16 protein-coding genes are annotated in these 17,665 nt (G+C 55.0%); 5 read left to right on the top strand and 11 right to left on the bottom strand.

Features of this window, described 5'->3' with window-relative positions; translation table 11 throughout:
- Window positions 1–3 precede the first annotated feature (3 nt).
- The gene (locus HA50_RS06485; RefSeq protein ID WP_244193562.1) at window positions 4–678 is read left to right on the top strand and encodes a phosphatase PAP2 family protein; all 675 of its coding nucleotides are present in this window, start codon (window positions 4–6) and stop codon (window positions 676–678) included.
- Between the two features lie 25 nt (window positions 679–703).
- Window positions 704–1,309 (top strand): undecaprenyl-diphosphate phosphatase, encoded by a 606-nt coding sequence (gene ybjG / locus HA50_RS06480; RefSeq protein WP_084873662.1) that lies wholly within the window; start codon window positions 704–706, stop codon window positions 1,307–1,309.
- Between the two features lie 52 nt (window positions 1,310–1,361).
- Here the strand turns inward: ybjG and HA50_RS06475 are convergent, their stop codons facing one another.
- Entirely contained in the window at window positions 1,362–2,567 is a 1,206-nt protein-coding gene (locus tag HA50_RS06475; protein ID WP_084878379.1) for a serine hydrolase, read from the bottom strand.
- 281 nt (window positions 2,568–2,848) lie between these two features.
- Here HA50_RS06475 and HA50_RS06470 point away from each other — a divergent pair, with 281 nt between their 5' ends.
- Complete coding sequence (locus tag HA50_RS06470; protein WP_084873661.1) at window positions 2,849–3,505, top strand: HAD family hydrolase; 657 nt, start codon at window positions 2,849–2,851, stop codon at window positions 3,503–3,505.
- On the opposite strand, the gene HA50_RS06465 is transcribed toward HA50_RS06470, so the two are convergent.
- The 5 genes from HA50_RS06465 to HA50_RS06445 all read right to left on the bottom strand — a co-directional run bounded on the left by HA50_RS06465 (window position 3,506) and on the right by HA50_RS06445 (window position 7,529).
- Window positions 3,506–4,642, bottom strand: a complete 1,137-nt coding sequence (locus tag HA50_RS06465) for a PQQ-dependent sugar dehydrogenase (RefSeq protein ID WP_084873660.1) — start codon at window positions 4,640–4,642, stop codon at window positions 3,506–3,508.
- A 101-nt stretch (window positions 4,643–4,743) separates the two neighbouring features.
- On the bottom strand, window positions 4,744–5,400 hold the full coding sequence (locus tag HA50_RS06460; RefSeq protein ID WP_084873659.1) for a DUF3313 domain-containing protein: 657 nt from the start codon (window positions 5,398–5,400) through the stop codon (window positions 4,744–4,746).
- Between the two features lie 124 nt (window positions 5,401–5,524).
- A complete protein-coding gene (locus HA50_RS06455) occupies window positions 5,525–6,160 on the bottom strand; it encodes a carbonic anhydrase (RefSeq protein WP_084873658.1) in 636 nt (211 codons plus the stop codon).
- A 649-nt stretch (window positions 6,161–6,809) separates the two neighbouring features.
- Window positions 6,810–7,043 (bottom strand): hypothetical protein, encoded by a 234-nt coding sequence (locus HA50_RS06450; RefSeq protein WP_084873657.1) that lies wholly within the window; start codon window positions 7,041–7,043, stop codon window positions 6,810–6,812.
- Entirely contained in the window at window positions 7,044–7,529 is a 486-nt protein-coding gene (locus HA50_RS06445) for a DUF2778 domain-containing protein (protein WP_084873656.1), read from the bottom strand.
- A 442-nt stretch (window positions 7,530–7,971) separates the two neighbouring features.
- Between HA50_RS06445 and rimO the strand changes: the two genes are divergently transcribed.
- Together rimO and HA50_RS06435 are read left to right on the top strand one after the other, a co-directional pair.
- The gene (gene rimO / locus HA50_RS06440; protein ID WP_084873655.1) at window positions 7,972–9,330 is read left to right on the top strand and encodes a 30S ribosomal protein S12 methylthiotransferase RimO; all 1,359 of its coding nucleotides are present in this window, start codon (window positions 7,972–7,974) and stop codon (window positions 9,328–9,330) included.
- A 131-nt stretch (window positions 9,331–9,461) separates the two neighbouring features.
- Window positions 9,462–11,126, top strand: coding sequence for a methyl-accepting chemotaxis protein (locus HA50_RS06435; RefSeq protein WP_084873654.1), 1,665 nt, complete (start codon window positions 9,462–9,464; stop codon window positions 11,124–11,126).
- Window positions 11,127–11,195: 69 nt separating this feature from the next.
- Here HA50_RS06435 and gsiD read toward each other — a convergent pair whose 3' ends face one another.
- From gsiD to HA50_RS06410, 5 genes are all read right to left on the bottom strand, one after another.
- Window positions 11,196–12,101 (bottom strand): glutathione ABC transporter permease GsiD, encoded by a 906-nt coding sequence (gene gsiD, locus HA50_RS06430; protein WP_084873653.1) that lies wholly within the window; start codon window positions 12,099–12,101, stop codon window positions 11,196–11,198.
- Between the two features lie 9 nt (window positions 12,102–12,110).
- A complete protein-coding gene (gene gsiC, locus HA50_RS06425; RefSeq protein WP_084873652.1) occupies window positions 12,111–13,031 on the bottom strand; it encodes a glutathione ABC transporter permease GsiC in 921 nt (306 codons plus the stop codon).
- Window positions 13,032–13,079: 48 nt separating this feature from the next.
- Window positions 13,080–14,615: a glutathione ABC transporter substrate-binding protein GsiB gene (gsiB, locus tag HA50_RS06420; RefSeq protein ID WP_084873651.1), complete on the bottom strand. Its 1,536-nt coding sequence runs from the start codon at window positions 14,613–14,615 to the stop codon at window positions 13,080–13,082.
- Between the two features lie 69 nt (window positions 14,616–14,684).
- On the bottom strand, window positions 14,685–16,541 hold the full coding sequence (gene gsiA, locus HA50_RS06415) for a glutathione ABC transporter ATP-binding protein GsiA (protein ID WP_084873650.1): 1,857 nt from the start codon (window positions 16,539–16,541) through the stop codon (window positions 14,685–14,687).
- A 9-nt stretch (window positions 16,542–16,550) separates the two neighbouring features.
- Window positions 16,551–17,516 (bottom strand): isoaspartyl peptidase/L-asparaginase family protein, encoded by a 966-nt coding sequence (locus tag HA50_RS06410; RefSeq protein WP_084873649.1) that lies wholly within the window; start codon window positions 17,514–17,516, stop codon window positions 16,551–16,553.
- Window positions 17,517–17,665: the final 149 nt, after the last annotated feature.

The raw sequence follows: 17,665 nt of genomic DNA, 5'->3' as shown, positions 1-17,665 counted from the left end.
CTCATGATTAAGAACCCTGCTATTTACCCGCTGTCGCGTCGCTTTTACGCTATCAACTTTATTTTGCTGGCATTTTTAGCGTCTGTGTTCCTGCTGTGGTCGCGCCATGAAAGCTTCGATATCGCCATCAGCCAGTTTTGGTTTGATCCGCTGACGCAGCGCTTCCCGTGGCAGCACAACCGCTGGCTGGACCTGATTAACCATCGCCTGCTGAAGGATGTGATCATCGTCGGTGCCGTGCTGATGCTGTTACGTGGGATTCAGCGCCGCGATGGACGCCGGGTGCTGGTGGCCTTGCTATTCGGTCTGGGGCCGCTGGTGGTCGGGATTTTGAAGGCGCACAGCGCCCACTCCTGTCCGTGGGATCTGGCGATGTTTGGTGGCAAAGCGGTGAGCTTTCCCCTGCTGGATGCCATTCCGGCGGGTAGCGGTCCCGGTCAGTGTTTCCCCGGCGGGCATGCTTCAAGCGGTTTTGCGGTAATGGGGCTGTTTTTCCTGTGGTGGCCGGAGAAGCCACGCCGCGCCCTGCTGGCACTGCTGGCTGGCATCGCACTGGGCCTGCTGATGGGTTATGGCCAGGTGATGCGCGGTGCGCACTTTTTCTCCCACAACCTGTGGGCGGGCTGGTGGGTCTGGCTGACCCAGATGCTGATTTTTGCTGGTGTTTCTTTTGGGTAAACAAGATGAGGAACAAGAGAGCGTAATGGAAGAACTCAACCGCACCCTCTTTTTATGGATTAACGCCACGCCGGATTCACCACAGTGGCTGATAAAACTGGCGACCTTTATTGCGCAGGACCTGATCGCCATTGTGCCGCTCCTGATTGTCGCGCTGTGGCTGTGGGGGCCGCGTGAGCAGGTCAGTTCGCAGCGCGCGCTGGTATTGAAAACCGGGATGGCGCTGATTTATGCGCTCAGCATCGCCTGGTGCATCAGCCAACTGCTGCCTCATCCACGCCCGTTTGTCATCGGCCTGGGGCATCAGTTTCTGTCTCATGCTGCTGATGATTCCTATCCCAGCGATCATGGCACCACGATTTTCACCTTCGCGCTGGCGTTTATTTGCTGGCACCGTTTGTGGTCGGGGGTGATTTTACTGCTGGTCGGCAGCGCTATCGCCTGGTCGCGCGTCTACCTTGGCGTGCACTGGCCGCTGGATATGCTCGGCGGTTTCCTGGTGGGTATGCTCGGCTGTCTGGCGTCGCACCTCGCCTGGCAGTTGTATGGTGAGCGTATGCTGGCACTGACGCATCAGATTTACCGCGCCTTGTTTGCGATGCCGATTCGTAAAGGATGGATTCGCGAGTAAATACCCGATAACGGCGCGATGTATCGCGCCGTTATCAGTCCGCAAAGGGCAATTAGCTAAACCATTTGCCAAACCAGCCGTTGAATTTCATCATAATGAAATCCCAGATACGGCCAATGAAGCCCCCTTCCGCAACATCTTCCATCGCCACCAGCGGACGTTGTTCCACCGTTTTGCCATCCAGCTGAAAATCGATGGTTCCCACCACCTGATTTTTCTTCAGTGGTGCTTCCAGCTGCGGCGAGGTGAGCGTGAAACTGGCTTTCAGGTTTTTCATCTGCCCTTTAGGAAGGGTGATGGCGGCATCCTGGGCGACCCCGAGATTGACCTGGCTACGATCGCCAAACCAGACGCGTTGCTGCGCAAAAGGTTTATCCGACTTGATCGGCGTTACGGTTTCATAAAAACGAAAACCCCAGGTGAGAAGCTTTTCACTTTCACGGAAGCGGATGGCATCGGTCTGCGCCCCGAGCACCACCGAAATCAGACGCATATCGCCGTCAGTGGCGGACGCCACCAGGTTATTGCCTGCTCCCGAGGTATGACCGGTTTTGATACCGTCCACGTTGAGATTGGTGCTCCACAGCAGACGGTTACGGTTCATCTGTTTAATGTGGTTGAAGGTAAATTCTTTCTCTTTATTCAGCGCATATTCATCCGGCACATCGCGGATCAGCCGCTGACCAATAATCGCCATATCACGCGCGGTACTGTACTGCCCGTCGGCATCCAGCCCATGCACCGTCATAAAATGGGTATTTTGCAGGCCAAAGGCTTTGGCGTAGTTATTCATCAAACCGATAAACGCATCCTGACTGCCCGCCACATAATCGGCCAGCGCGATACAGGCATCGTTACCGGATTGAATCACGACGCCTTTATTCAGCTCGGATACCGGAATGCGATCGCCGGGCTTCAGGAACATCAGAGATGAACCACGTAATTTCGGGTTGCCGGTGGCCCAGGCATCCTGACCAATGGTCACCAGATCGTTATTGGTGATTTTACCGGATTTCAGCGCCTGGCCGACCACATAGCTGGTCATCATTTTGGTCAGACTGGCGGGGTCGAGACGCTGATCGGCATTCGATTCAGCCAGAACCTTGCCGCTGTTGTAGTCCATTAAAATCCAGGCTTTGGCATCCAGCTGCGGCGCGGCGGGTGCGTCTTCAGCCAGAACGGTGACCGGAACGAGCAGTAATAATAAGGAGGATGCAGCCAAAGGCCGCCAGGCAGGGGTGATAGCGAATTTTCTCATGAGCATGACCAGATGTTTGTCCTTGTTAAATATCGTGGTTCTTTGCCAGCAAGACGCACGTAAACCAGAACGCTAACGGTTCGCGCCGGCGAAAAAAACCGTCTGACCGTAAAGTTTTATAGAGTTTATTAGAGTAACCCTGGCACCAACGCCGCCTCGCTGCCAGCATTGATCTGTCGCCATCTGTGAAAAATTGCGAGAAATTCCGATTTTTCGCAGATCAGTTAAGCCAGTCACAAATTTCCGCTAACCTGATTTCAGTCAGCCTGAGGAGAATCATGATGGACTTAGCCGTGTTCGATCTGGACGAAACCCTGATTTGTGAAGACAGCACCAGCCTGTGGCTACGCTGGCTGGTTTCACAGGGTTTTGCCCCCGCCGATCTGATTAGCGAAGAACAATCGCTAATGACCCAATATCACGCCGGTACGCTATCAATAGAAGAATATATGAACACCACCCTCGCCCCGTTAGCCGGTATGGCCACCATGACGGTATCCGGCTGGGTGCGCCGTTTTATCCACCGCGACATTCTGCCGCGGGTCTTTCCCGCCGCGCGCGAACGCATCAACTGGCATCAGCAGCGTGGCGACACGGTGATGATCATTACTGCCAGCGGTGAACATCTGGCTATTCCGATTGCTGAACGCCTCGGCGTACACGGTGCGCTGGCGATTGGTGTCGAGATTGTCGATGACCGCTACAGCGGCCAGACCTACGGCACCATGACCTACAAAGAAGGTAAAGTGGCACGGCTGGGCGACTGGAAAGCGCTACAGCAGGACCATCGTTTCGATCATACCTGGGCGTACAGCGACTCAATGAATGATTTGCCGCTGCTGGCCCATGCCGATCATGCTTATGTGATTAACCCGGACACGCTGTTGCAACAGGAAGCGCAACAACGCGGCTGGGAAGTGTGTAACTGGGTACGTTAATTACCCACGTGGTGTGCTGGCGCTCTCCGCCAGCCCCACTTTCAGCAGTTTGCCGTTGGCCTCATCGGTCAGCACATACAGAAAGCCATCCGGTCCCTGGCGGACATCGCGAATGCGTTCAGCGCGATCGTTCAGCAAACGCTGTTCTTCCACCACTTTCTCGCCATTCACCTGTAAGCGAATCAGGCTTTTTTCCTTCAATGCGCCAATAAATAACGAATTCTTCCACTGCGGGAAACGTGCGCTATTGTAAAACGCCATCCCACTGATCGCCGGTGAGACTTTCCAGTAAAACAGCGGTTGTTCGGTACCCGGTACCTCGCCACCTTTGGCTTCCGGTACTTTTTGCCCACTGTAATCGATACCCCAGGTCGCCAGCGGCCAGCCGTAGTTTTTGCCTTTTTCCGGGATATTCACTTCATCGCCGCCGCGCGGGCCATGCTCACTCTCCCACATCTGCTGCGTCCAGGGATTGAGCGCCAGCCCCTGCGGATTACGCACGCCATAGGCCCAGATTTCACCACGCGCCCCCTGGCGTCCGACAAATGGATTATCCGCCGGAATTTTGCCATCGGCAGTCAGGCGAATGATTTTTCCCGAGAGTTTATCGAGGTCCTGCGCACTGCTGCTGGCAAAGTTGTCACCAAAAGCAATCCACAAAAATCCCTGCCTGTCGAACGCCAGCCGCGTTCCCAGGTTGGCGCCAGTGGAGAGCTTCGGGGTTTGCTCCAGTACCACCTGAAAATCACTCAGCTGCCGGTTATCGTCGCTCAGACGACCATAACCCACCACGCCCCCCGCACGTCCGTCAGCATCGGCGGTGGTATAGCTGAGCCACACGCGGCGACTTTGCGCGAAGTCCGGTGCCAGCACCACATCAAGCAGGCCGCCCTGCCGATGCGCCCAGACTTTGGGTACGCCGCTAATAGGTGCCGATACGCCTTTGCCCGGCTGCCAGCTGCGTAACTGGCCCGACCGTTCGGTAATTAACAGGGTGTGATTATCCGGCAGAAAGGCCACCGACCAGGGATGGTCCAGTTTCTCCTGCAAAACCTGCACCTGTACATCAGCCGCCAATACTGGCAGGGAACAACTTAGCGCACTGCCGAACAGCAACGCAGCTTGCAACAATCGCATGGGTTTCTCCTTTTTCACCGTCTGCCGTTAAGGGTAGTCAGCAAGTAAAAAAGGATGTGCAGGATTTACAAAACATTAAGCCCGGCGAACCGGGCAGCTTGTTACGGCGCGGAGAAGGAGACGGCATCCCGTACCATCTCATCAATGCCTGGACGGATGTCATTCAGGGTGATCGGTGTTTCACTGTTCGGCAGCGTACGGCCAAAGGCTTTACGTACCACCTTGATCAGCGGTTTACCGGTTTGCGCATCGGAAGCTTCCACTTCAAGGTACAACGCGCTGTTCTGAGTACGATGTCCGGTGGCCGCCATGGTTCCGGCAATCACTGCCCCAACCGGTATCACTTCATAGAACTGGACACCCTCGTTCTCACCCGCCACGGCGGTGATAGCAGCTCTCACCACCATGGTATTCGGGCCTTTCTGCGTCACGAGATTTTTATGTACTGAAATCCCGTCTTTGAGTTTCTGGTCGGCATATTGTCGTATCTGATCCAGCGTCTGCTGGCTGATACGCTGCGTGGGATGCGCTGCCGGGTAATAAACGATGGGGGTATAAACGACGTTTGGATACTTCGCGCCATGATAATCCGGCGATATCCAGCGCATCGTCGGTTTACCACTTGCTGACTCCGCCATGGTTAGCTGGCTATAATCGCCGAGAAAACCAGAATATTGTTTCGTATCAGCAACATGAGATGTACAACCCGCCGCCAGAAAAGCCAGCGTCACTAATGGAATACACAGATGTGATCGCATACGAGAGCCCTTATGTTTATTCATTGCTTTTCAAGCATAGTGCGGGCAGTAACGGGAGGTGAGGAAATTTGAAGAAATGTGAATAGAAACCACCTGCGCCCTGTAAGCACAGGTGGTTAGAGGATTATTCGAAGCAGGTTTCAGGATTATCTGACAGGGAAACAAACTCGTCGCCCCCTTTAGTCAGCGCCATAATTTTGCCGCTCTCAATATCATAAACCCAGCCATGCAGGCGCAGCGTTTTCTTACGCAGCGCCACCGCAACAGACGGGTGAGTTTTGATATTGTGCAGCTGCGCGATGACGTTCTCTTTTACCATCTCGGTCAGCTTGGTTTCCGGCGTGTCGTACTTTTTGTTTTCCACCACCGCACGCGCGGCATCGGCATAACGCAGCCAGTGCTCCACCGCTGGCATGGTATCCATGCAGGAACATTCGGCGATCGCTTTCATCGCGCCACAGTTGGAGTGGCCGCAAATGATGATTTCGCTCACACCCAGCGCCACGACCGCGTATTCGATAGTGGCAGAGACACCGCCTGGTTCCGGTCCGAATGACGGCACAATATTACCGGCATTACGGATAACGAACAGCTGGCCAGGCTCCTGCTGCGTAACCAGTTCCGGCACCAGACGGCTGTCTGAGCAGGAGATAAACAGGGCTTTGGGATTTTGGTTGGACGCCAGGCTTTTGAAAAGATCCTTCCTTTCAGGGAACACATTCTGTTGAAAACTCAGAAAACCTTTGATGATCTCTTTCATTTCTCTGCTCTCACATTATCCACTTCGGCCCTGGCAGTGAGGGATTCACCGTCAGCGACGCACATTTTTTTCTAATATCGATAATCACTTATAAATTCCAACCGGGGATTTAAGCAAAATAGCCTGGGGAAGACAACCCCGCCAGCGCTGCGGTTACCCTCACCCAGCCCGCGACTTTGCCCACATCCCGCGTGGTAAGCCGCATTCATAGCCTGGCAAAAAGCCTGACAACTGGCTATACAATTTCCCTTGCACCCAGAGTCACTGTGATGGATTTTTATTTGTCAGCCTCTGGCTCCCCATGGCGCCACACCCGACTGGTATAAAAACTTCTCCTTCACTATTTTCAACCTAAGAAAAATGGGGTTTCACTGACTCGCTAATTAATACCATTTCGAGTAACGGATATCGATTACCAGTACAACTACGGCCCAAATAACAGTCAGTAACACAGCATATCCAGGGATAAAAATGACGAAGAAGATACCACCTAAAAAAATCGCAGCGAGAGGGATTAGATTACCAAAAAGAACCCCAATCGTCTGAATCACTTTTTATATAACCACGTCATTTTCTCAACACCCCCACTTATGAGAAAGACAATATGATTGCAATCATCAGGCCTCGATAGGTAAATAAAAAATGGATTCTAATTTTTTCCAACCCACAAATTACAAGCTAATAACGCCAGAGCAGCTGAAATGAACACTGATAAGCCAGCATTAACATAGAACACCAAATCAAGTGTATTATCTACCCCGTCCTGATTAAGCCAATTTCCCAGAATATAAAAGAACCGCATCGGAATCACGAAGGAAAGAAGGTTAACAGAGCCATAAAAGCAGCCTAAAAAAACCAGGATAAACAGGACGATTTTCTTCATTCAATATACCTTTACCGTACCGTAGGCTTTCAGCTTACTTCCTGGGATGTTAATCATTGCACCTGCTGCAATCAACCTATCATGAAGATATTCAAATTGTGCCTGACTTGTGAGGGTGATACACCCTTCACTCAATCCCCTTGGCCCGACAGGATGCAAGCGGAAACCTCCGCGTTTTATGCCTTGCGTAAACGTCCAATCATCAATTTTTCCATCATCCCGATAGAGAGCAAACCATTTTGAGCGGTCAGTACCGTAGATGTCACGATAGAACATTTCCTTTATTGGTCCAAGTGTACCTCCAACAGGACGTTCAACAATAAAATAACGCCCTCTGAGCAAAGGTCCAATATTAGTGACATGTGTCATGTCAGGGTTGTTACGCCCCTCACCCTGCCCGGAAAATGCTCTGAATGTTCCTATACCAGGACAATGCAATGTTGAGAACTCACGACGATTAAGAATGAAATAACAACTGTAAGACATAACGAATCCTTTTGTTAAGTTTAACTTCTTATATGACTACGCAAGGACACTCCGGTCCCGATTCAGAGGGGTTTTAATTTTAACGAAGATGGTAATTCGCAATAGTAAATTGCGTACAAAATCACTAATCAAACACTTATGCACAGCGTGCATCATTATCATGCGAAATTTAGAACAAATGACATTAATAAAAAATAACTTTTTCCTCAAAACATTATTTGCGTCATATTTTTTCGCAAAATTCCTTATGAATTACCCCGGAACAGTCAACAGCCCCCCGAGATGAAAGATAAGCTGCAATTGTCTTTCTGCCCCTGGTTAGCACCCCTGGGTCAGTTCCCGGTGTCTGCTTATCACTTGATCTGCACATATAGGAGTATAATTTTTGTTTGTCCATCTGTAGAATCTCGCGCCATTCCTGCTTAGAACCGGAAAATGAGCAATGTCCCATAACAAAACACCTGACAACGTATTGGAAAAGTCGACGACTCTTCCACCTAAAGTAGGATTTATCTCTTTAGGCTGTCCAAAAAACCTTGTCGATTCAGAGCGTATCCTGACGGAGCTGCGTACTGAAGGCTATGACGTGGTCCCACGCTACGATGATGCGGAGATCGTCATCGTCAACACCTGTGGATTTATCGACAGCGCCGTGCAGGAATCCCTGGAAGCGATTGGTGAAGCGCTGAACGAGAACGGCAAAGTGATCGTGACCGGCTGCCTGGGTGCCAAAGTGGATCAGATCCGTGAAGTTCACCCGAAAGTGCTGGAAATCACCGGACCGCACAGCTATGAGCAGGTGCTGTCGCATGTGCATCACTATGTGCCAAAGCCGGAACACAACCCGTTCCTGAGCCTGGTGCCGCAGCAGGGCGTGAAACTGACGCCACGTCACTACGCTTACCTGAAAATTTCTGAAGGCTGCAACCATCGCTGCACCTTCTGCATCATTCCGTCGATGCGTGGCGATCTTGATAGCCGCCCGATTGGTTCGGTACTGGATGAAGCCAAACGTCTGGTGGAAGCGGGCGTGAAAGAGCTGCTGGTGATCTCCCAGGATACCTCCGCTTATGGCGTGGATGTGAAGCACCGTACCGGTTTCTGGAATGGCTCGCCGGTCAAAACCAGCATGGTTAGCCTGTGTGAACAGCTGGCAAAACTCGGCGTCTGGGTGCGTCTGCATTATGTCTATCCTTACCCGCACGTAGATGATGTCATCCCACTGATGGCGGAAGGTAAACTCCTGCCGTACCTGGATATCCCGCTGCAACACGCCAGCCCGCGTATTCTTAAGCTGATGAAGCGCCCGGGTGCTGTAGAACGCACGCTGGAACGCATTAAACGCTGGCGTGAAATCTGCCCGGAGCTGACGCTGCGTTCGACCTTTATCGTCGGTTTCCCGGGTGAAACAGAAGAAGATTTCCAGATGCTGCTCGACTTCCTGAAGGAAGCGCGCCTTGACCGCGTCGGATGCTTCCAGTACAGCCCGGTTGAAGGTGCCACTGCCAACCAGTTACCGGACCCGGTGCCGGACGATGTGAAACAGGAACGTTTCGATCGCTTTATGCAGCTGCAGCAGAAGATTTCCGCAGAACGTCTGCAAGAGAAGATTGGTCGCGAAATTCTGGTGATCATCGATGAAGTGGATGAAGAAGGTGCCGTAGGCCGCAGCATGGCCGATGCACCGGAAATCGACGGCGCGGTGTACCTGAATGGCGATCGTCAGGTGAAGGTCGGCGATGTGGTGCGCGTCAAAGTCGAGCACGCTGATGAGTACGACCTGTGGGGCAGCCGCATCTAACCTCCCCTCCTCCCCCATGCCCGTCATGGGGGAATCATTTTCCGCCGAAATTATTTTCTGCCGACAGTAAAGCGCCTTTCTTTTACACCGATAACCTCTGTACACGCCCCTTTTTGCGCAGAGATACCAGGATGCTTAAAAGAATGAAAGTCGTGACCGCCATCATCATGATTCTGGTGGTGTTCACAGCCATGCAGGCCGTTTCCGGCTCCCTGTTTTTAACCTCATTAATTTCAGGACAACGAAACTTCACCACCAGCGATCAACTCTCTCACCAGCAACGTGAACTGGCCGACGGCTGGCAAACGCTGGTCAAAACCCGTGTCACCATTAACCGCGTCGCCATTCGTATTCTGAAGAAGCAAACCGATGCCGCCTCGCTGGCCGCCATCGACAAGTTGTTAACCGCCGCCGGGGCGTCGCTGGATGAAGCGCAGCAGCACTTCACTCAGTATAAGAATCTGCCACGCATCGCCGGGCAAAGTGATGCCGCTGCAACGCTGGTTGAAGCGAAGTTCACCGCAATGGCCAATCTGTTGCAGCAGTCTGCGGTATTCCTGAAAGCTAACGATTATCCTTCCTACGGCAATCTGGATGCCCAGCAGGCGCAGGACGATCTCGAAGATGCCTACAAACAGTGGCGGGCGCAGAATGTCGAGCTGCTGGAGCAAGGCAATGCCCAGAATGAAAGCACTTATCACCGCATGATGACCATGGTCGGGGTGATGACGCTGGTGGTGCTGCTGATGCTGGTGGCCGTATGGGTGCTGGTGCGCCGCATCCTGCTGACACCGATGAAGTTGCTGCAACAGCAGATGGAGCGCTTCGCGGAAGGCGACCTGTCCGGCACCTTGCAGGTGGAGGGACGCAGCGAAATGGCCGCACTCGCCACCAGCCTGAACCATATGCAACAGGCATTGCTGAGTACCGTCAGCAACGTGCGTGACAGCGCCGACGCGATTTTCAGCAGCGTGACCGAAATCGCCACCGGTAATAACGATCTCTCCGCGCGCACCGAACAGCAGGCCGCTTCACTGGAAGAAACCGCCGCCAGTATGGAGCAGCTTACCGCCACGGTGAAACAGAACGCCGATAACGCCCGTCAGGCCACACAGCTGGCGAAAACCGCCTCCGACACCGCGGATAAAGGCGGTAACGTGGTCGAGGGTGTGGTGAAGACCATGCGTGATATCGCGGATAGCTCGAAAAAGATCGCCGATATCACCAGCGTGATCGATGGCATCGCTTTCCAGACCAATATTCTGGCGCTGAACGCCGCAGTTGAAGCAGCGCGCGCCGGAGAACAGGGACGCGGTTTTGCTGTGGTCGCCGGTGAAGTACGCAACCTTGCCCAGCGCAGTGCGCAGGCGGCGAAGGAGATCAAGCTGTTGATTGAGAACTCGGTGCAGCGCGTCGATCTCGGTTCGCAGCAGGTCAGCAGCGCCGGTGACACCATGCAGGAAATTGTCAGCGCGGTTACCCGCGTCACCGACATCATGGGTGAGATCGCCTCCGCCTCAGATGAGCAGAGCCGTGGTATTGATCAGATCGGTCAGGCGGTGAATGAGATGGATCGCGTGACGCAGCAGAATGCCACGCTGGTACAGGAATCGGCCAATGCGTCGGCGTCGCTGGAGCAGCAGGCCAGCCGTCTGTCAGCCGCCGTGGCTCGCTTCAATACCGGCGCTCGCCAGGTGGCTGCGGCGGTGCTGGTACGTCCGGCAGCACCTGTGATGGCCCCACGCGCATTAAAGGCCCCCGCCGCTTCCGGCAACGAAAACTGGGAAACTTTCTGAGAATAGGGTCGGGATTAATCCCGACCCTACGGCTGTAGGATGCGCATTTATGCGCACCTGGAAGAATGCTCAGGTCTTCAGTTTCGGATCCAGCGCGTCGCGCAGTCCGTCACCCAGCAAATTAAACGCCAGCACGGTGAGGAAAATCGCCAGGCTGGGGAAAATCGCCACATGCGGGGCAATCACCATATCGGCACGGGCTTCGTTTAACATCGCGCCCCATTCCGGCGTTGGCGGTTGCGCCCCCAGGCCGAGAAAGGACAGGCTGGCCGCGGTGATGATTGACGTACCAATACGCATGGTGAAATAGACCACAATCGAAGACACCGTACCCGGCAGGATATGGCGCAGGATGATGGTCCAGTCCGATGCACCGATGCTGCGCGCCGATTCGATATAAGTCTGATGCTTCAGGACCAGAGTGTTACCCCGCACCAGCCGCGCAAACGCCGGGATGCTGAAAATGGCGACCGCGACAATCACGTTACTCATGCCGCTACCCATAATCGCCACCACGGCAATCGCCAACAGAATGCCCGGAAAGGCAAACAACACATCACAGACGCGCATGGTGATACGATCCCACCAGCCTTCGTAGTAACCCGCCAGCAGGCCCAGCACGGTGCCGATCACCGTACCAATCGCCACCGAGAAGAAACCGGCAATCAGCGAAATACGCGTCCCGACCAGCACCCGGCTAAAAATGTCGCGCCCGAGCGAATCCACGCCAAACCAATGCATCAGCGACGGGCCTTCATTCAGACGATCGTAATCAAAATAGTTTTCCGCATCGAACGGGGCAATCCACGGGGCGATAAACGCCACCACGATCAGCAACAGCACAAACAATCCGGCCAGCATCGCCACGTTCTGACGACGAAAACGCCGCCAGAATTCGCGCCACGGCGTGCGTACCCGGTTCTCCGTCATCGTCGGCATGATTTTCAATGCCGCTTCGCGTCGCCAGTTTTTCATTGCGACTCCTTACCTGTAGCGAATAGCCGGGTTGATCGCCGCGTACAGCATATCGACAATCAGGTTAATCAGAATGAACTCCAGCGAAAACAGCAACACCTCGGCCTGAATCACCGGGTAATCACGCATCTCCACCGAATCCACCAGCAGACGGCCCAGACCAGGCCAGTTGAACACCACTTCCACCACAATTGAGCCGCCAAGCAAAAAACCAAATTGCAGGCCCATCATGGTCACCACCGGGATCATGGCATTGCGCAGCCCATGCTTGACCACCACCAGCGACTCGCGCACCCCTTTGGCACGCGCGGTACGCATATAATCTTCCTGCATCACCTCGACGAAAGAGGCGCGGGTAAAGCGTGCCATTACCGCCGCCACCGCCGCGCCGAGGGTGATGGAAGGCAAAATGTAATGTCGCCAGCTGTCGGCACCGACGGTGGGCAACCAACCGAGATCGACGGAAAAGATTTGCATCAGCAGCATACCGAGGGCAAACGCCGGAAAGGAGATACCCGATACCGCCAGCGTCATACCCAGACGGTCCGGCCAGCGATTACGCCAGACGGCCGAGACGATGCCAATCGCCATACCAAACACCACCGCCCATACCATGCTGCTCAGCGTCAGCCACAGCGTGGGGAGAAAACGCGTGGCGATCTCCTCGGAAACCGGGCGTTTCGACACCATCGACTGACCAAAATCCCCCTGCAACGCATTCCAGATAAAATGCCAGAATTGCTGGATCAGCGGTTGATCCAGCCCCAGTTCCTGGCGCACCAGCGCCACCACCGAGGCATCTGCTTCCGGTCCGGCAATCAGCCGCGCCGGGTCACCCGGCAACAGATGAACAAACAGGAACACCAGCACCGCCACAATCAGCAGCGTGGGAATCAGTCCCAGTAATCGTTTGAGAAAATAATTCAGCATGCGAAATCCTGCACGGTATGGCCAGCCGTTGCAGGCTGGCCATAAGGGTTACTTCAGGTCGGCCTCATCAAAATTAAATGAGGTATCAGGCATGACGTAAAAACCGCTCAGGTTTTTGTTATTGGCAGACAGCAGCTGTTCCACCACCAGTGGGATCCACGGATGATCGTTCCAGATGCGGTCCTGGGCATCTTTGTACAGTTTGGCTTTCTGATCGCGATCGGTGGTTTTCAGCGCATCCGCCAGATCTTTATCCACCTGTGGATTGCTGTAAAACGCAGTGTTGAAGATCGCTGGCGGCCATGAGCTGGTAGCAAACAGCGGCGTCAGCGCCCAGTCCGCTTCACCGGTAGAGGCGGACCAGCCGGTGTAGAACATGCGTACCCCGCTCTCTTTCTGGCCTTTGCTTTCCACTTCCGCCGCACGCTGACCGGCATCCATCGCCAGCAGTTTCACCTTCACACCCACCTGTGCCAGCTGCTGCTGCGTGAACTGCAACACTTTCTGCGCGGTACTGTGGTTGTGTGATGACCACAGCGTGCTCTCGAAACCGTTGGGATAGCCCGCTTCTTTCAGCAATTCACGCGCTTTGGCCGGATTGTAGGCGATGGCGGGATAGGTCTGCGCAAAGTCGATAGCCGGGGGCACAATGCCGGTCGCCGGGGTGGCATAACCGGCAAATGCCACTTTCGCCAGTGCCTGACGGTTGATGGCATATTCCAGCGCCTCACGCACTTTCGGGTTGTCGAACGGTTTTTGTGTCACGTTCAGGCTGATATAACGCTGCATAATCGAAGGCGTGGTGACCACATCGAGCTTGCTGTTTTTCTCCAGCAGTTTGGCCTGCTCAAACGGTACCGGAAACGCAAAGGTGGCTTCGCCGGTCTGCAACATCGCCGCACGGGTGTTGTTATCCACCACCGGACGCCAGGTGATGCTGTCGAGCTTCGGATAACCTTTTTTCCAGTAGCCATCCCACTTCTTCACTTTCACGAAGTCGGTCTGATTCCAGGTGACAAATTCGAACGGACCGGTGCCCACCGGATGGAAACCGATGTCCTTGCCATATTTCTGCAACGCAGCCGGAGAAATCATCACTGCCGCCGGATGGGCAAGGTTGTTGATAAAGGCGGAGAACGGCTGTTTCAGGGTGATTTTCACCGTCAGCGGGTCCACCACCTCGGTTGAAGCCACGTATTTAAACAGGTTGTAGCGTTTGAGGTGATTATCCGGATTGCTGGCGCGATCGAGGTTGACCTTCACCGCTGCGGCGTTGAAATCGGTGCCGTCCTGGAACTTGACGTTGGGACGCAGTTTGATGGTGTACGTCAGGCCATCGCTGCTGGTTTGATAACTTTCAGCCAGCACATTGGTCAGCTTCATATCTTTATCGAAGCCGAACAATCCCTGATAGAAGGACTTCGCCACCGCCTGCGACAAGGTATCGTTGGCATCGTAGGGGTCGAGGGTGGTGAAGGTGGAGGCCACGGCAATCACCGCATCTTTAGCCGCCCAGGCCGGTAACGCCAGCGCCGAACTTAACAACCCGGCAGTGATAACCCCTTTACGCATAATATTGTGCATCGTTATGGTTCTCCTGTAGTCCCTGTCTTAACGCGACACCAGCCGGTGACGCGGATGAGTTGCTGCTGTTCAGGTGCCGCTGATGGCGTGCCGGGCAACAAAATGTCCCGGTGCCACTTCCTGTAAGGGTGCCACTTCCGGCTCTGCGCCGAGCGGGCGAATCGGGCTGGGGATCTCATCCACCATTAACGCCCGCTCGCGGCGCCGGTGTGCCGGATCGGCAACCGGCACCGCGGCCATCAGTTTTTTGGTGTACGGATGACGTGGCTGCTCAAACACCGCCTGACGCGGCCCCATTTCCACGATCTGTCCCAGATACATCACTGCCACGCGATGGCTGATGCGTTCCACCACCGCCATATCGTGCGAAATAAACAGAAACGCGATGCCAAACTCGCGTTGTAAATCGAGCATCAGGTTGATGATCTGGGCCTGAATCGACACATCCAGCGCTGAGACCGACTCATCAGCAATCACCACTTTGGGGTTGAGCGCCAGCGCACGCGCAATACAAATGCGCTGACGCTGGCCGCCGGAAAATTCGTGCGGATAACGCTGCGCATGTTCCGGCAGCAAGCCGACGCGCTCCAGCAGCCAGGCAACGCGCTGCTCAGCCTGACGTCGGCTCATCGTCTGATGCACCAGCAGCGGTTCCATGATGGAAAAACCCACCGTCAGACGGGGATCGAGCGACGCATACGGGTCCTGGAAAATAAACTGAATATCACGCCGCAGCGTAGCCAGCGCCCGCCCTTCGAGGGTGTCAATGCGCTGACCATCAAAGGTGATGGTGCCGCCCTGGCTGGCAACCAGCCGCAGCAGGGAACGGCCCGTGGTCGATTTACCACAGCCGGACTCCCCCACCAGCGCCAGGGTTTCTCCGGCATACAGATCGAAACTCACCTTTTCCACCGCATGCACGCGGCGTTTCACCCGGTTCAGCAAGCCGCCACGAATATCGAAACGTGTCACCAGGTCGCGCACCTGCAAAATCGGCGGTACATCCAGCCGCACCGTGTCCTGCGGCGTTTCCACTTCGGCACGACCATCCCGGTGAATTAACGGAAATTTGGCGGGCAGCGGCTGACCGTGCATTGCCCCCAGTTTGGGGACGGCGGAGAGCAGCGCGCGGGTATAGGGTTGCTGGGGATGGTCGAATAGTTGCTGTACCGGTGCGCGTTCCACCACATCGCCGCGATACATTACCTGTACCCGGTCAGCCATTTCCGCCACCACGCCCATATCATGGGTGATAAAAATCACCCCCATCTGCATCTCTTTTTGCAGCACCCGGATCAGTTGCAGGATCTGCGCCTGGATGGTGACGTCCAGCGCCGTGGTCGGTTCATCGGCAATCAACAGCGCCGGTTTGCAGGACAGCGCCATCGCGATCATCACCCGCTGACGCATCCCGCCGGAAAGCTGATGGGGATAGCGTCCCAGCACGTTTTGCGCTTCCGGTATGCGTACCAGATCCAGCATATGCCGCGCTTCAGCCAGCGCCTGCTGATGGCTTTTTCCCTGATGCAGACGGATCGATTCGGCAATTTGCTCCCCCACGGTGAACACCGGGTTGAGCGAAGTCATCGGTTCCTGGAAGATCATCGCCATATCGGCACCGCGTACGCGCCGCATCTGGCTGGCGGAGGCACGCATCACATCCAGTAATTCGCCGTTACGCCGCCGCAGGGTGATCTCACCACTCACGTCTCCCCCCGCCTGCTGAATCAACCGCATCAGCGCCAGCGAGGTGACCGACTTACCTGAACCGGATTCCCCGACCAGCGCCAGGGTTTCACCGCGATGCAGATCCAGCGACAACTGACGCACCGCTTCGGTGATGCGTCCTTCATGCTGAAAACTCACGTTCAGGTCACGTACCGCCAGAACCTGCTCTGGCGTTAACTGCAGCTGCCGATCCGTCATGCCTGCTCCTTAGCTGTCGCGGTAAATGGCTACCTCAACTTCACCACCAACGTAAGCGAATCCCCGGTACATTCCTTCGCTGTTAAACGGCAGGGCCACGTTGCCGTCACAATCCACCGCAATCAGCCCGCCACTGCCATCCAGCTCCTGCACTTTATCGTGTATCACGTTGGCGCTGGCCTGTTGTAATGTACGTCCGGCGTAACGCATCTGCGCGGCCACGTCATAGGCCGCCAGCGTGCGGATAAACACCTCGCCGGTGCCGGTACAGGAGACGGCCACGCTGTCGTTGCTGGCGTAGCAGCCCGCACCCACCAGCGGTGAATCGCCGACACGTCCGGCCTGTTTGTTGGTCATGCCGCCGGTGGAAGTAGCCGCCGCCAGGTTGCCATGAAGATCGAGGGCCACAGCGCCCACCGTGCCGAATTTACGATCGGGGTCGAGCGGATCGTCGCTGTGGCTCTGCGCCGCACCGTCATGATCCAGCACCGCCTGCTGGCTACCGAGCGCCCGCTGCAACTGTTCCCAGCGTTCTGGCGTTGAGAAGAAATCGGCCGCCACCATTTCCAGCCCCTGTTGTGTCGCAAAGGCTTCAGCACCTGCGCCGATAAACAACACATGCGGGCTGACTTCCAGCACCGCGCGCGCCGCCAGGATCGGATTGCGGATATGGTTAACACCGGCCACCGCCCCCACTTCCAGCGTTTTGCCGTCCATAATGCTGGCGTCCAGTTCGTGCGTACCCTGGTGGGTAAACACCGCCCCTTTACCGGCATTAAACAACGGACACTCCTCCAGCAGACGGACCGCTTCGGTAACCGCATCCATCGCGCTGCCGCCGTCGGCGAGAATTTGCTGACCGGCTGCGACAATCGCCGTCAGCTGCTGACGATAATATTGCTCTTTTTCGGCGCTCATCGCCGCGCGGGTGATCGCGCCCGCTCCGCCGTGAATGGCGATAACTGCTTTAGTCATACCCGTTACCCTGTCAAGGAATCAGAACCAAAAACACTGATTTAGAATGGTTTTCATTATTTTTTGGCAACTTTCGACTATAGAAAGGCCGTCCAGCCTTGTAAAGCAGAAACTGTGCTGCCGGGTCATAACCTTTTATTGTGGTTTAT

Source organism: Pantoea cypripedii (genome assembly GCF_002095535.1).
In the GTDB taxonomy this organism is placed as follows: Bacteria; Pseudomonadota; Gammaproteobacteria; order Enterobacterales; family Enterobacteriaceae; genus Pantoea; species Pantoea cypripedii.
Note: the sequence above shows the minus strand (reverse complement) of the source record. Positions and strands in the feature narration are given on the sequence as shown.

Bases quoted from the DNA above. Each gene is read 5' to 3' on its own strand.
- HA50_RS06485 (WP_244193562.1), top strand. From the start codon at position 4: ATGATTAAGAACCCTGCTATTTACCCGCTGTCGCGTCGCTTTTACGCT.
- ybjG (WP_084873662.1), top strand. From the start codon at position 704: ATGGAAGAACTCAACCGCACCCTCTTTTTATGGATTAACGCCACGCCG.
- HA50_RS06475 (WP_084878379.1), bottom strand. From the start codon at position 2,567: ATGAGAAAATTCGCTATCACCCCTGCCTGGCGGCCTTTGGCTGCATCC.
- HA50_RS06470 (WP_084873661.1), top strand. From the start codon at position 2,849: ATGGACTTAGCCGTGTTCGATCTGGACGAAACCCTGATTTGTGAAGAC.
- HA50_RS06465 (WP_084873660.1), bottom strand. From the start codon at position 4,642: ATGCGATTGTTGCAAGCTGCGTTGCTGTTCGGCAGTGCGCTAAGTTGT.
- HA50_RS06460 (WP_084873659.1), bottom strand. From the start codon at position 5,400: ATGCGATCACATCTGTGTATTCCATTAGTGACGCTGGCTTTTCTGGCG.
- HA50_RS06455 (WP_084873658.1), bottom strand. From the start codon at position 6,160: ATGAAAGAGATCATCAAAGGTTTTCTGAGTTTTCAACAGAATGTGTTC.
- HA50_RS06450 (WP_084873657.1), bottom strand. From the start codon at position 7,043: ATGAAGAAAATCGTCCTGTTTATCCTGGTTTTTTTAGGCTGCTTTTAT.
- HA50_RS06445 (WP_084873656.1), bottom strand. From the start codon at position 7,529: ATGTCTTACAGTTGTTATTTCATTCTTAATCGTCGTGAGTTCTCAACA.
- rimO (WP_084873655.1), top strand. From the start codon at position 7,972: ATGTCCCATAACAAAACACCTGACAACGTATTGGAAAAGTCGACGACT.
- HA50_RS06435 (WP_084873654.1), top strand. From the start codon at position 9,462: ATGCTTAAAAGAATGAAAGTCGTGACCGCCATCATCATGATTCTGGTG.
- gsiD (WP_084873653.1), bottom strand. From the start codon at position 12,101: ATGAAAAACTGGCGACGCGAAGCGGCATTGAAAATCATGCCGACGATG.
- gsiC (WP_084873652.1), bottom strand. From the start codon at position 13,031: ATGCTGAATTATTTTCTCAAACGATTACTGGGACTGATTCCCACGCTG.
- gsiB (WP_084873651.1), bottom strand. From the start codon at position 14,615: ATGCACAATATTATGCGTAAAGGGGTTATCACTGCCGGGTTGTTAAGT.
- gsiA (WP_084873650.1), bottom strand. From the start codon at position 16,541: ATGACGGATCGGCAGCTGCAGTTAACGCCAGAGCAGGTTCTGGCGGTA.
- HA50_RS06410 (WP_084873649.1), bottom strand. From the start codon at position 17,516: ATGACTAAAGCAGTTATCGCCATTCACGGCGGAGCGGGCGCGATCACC.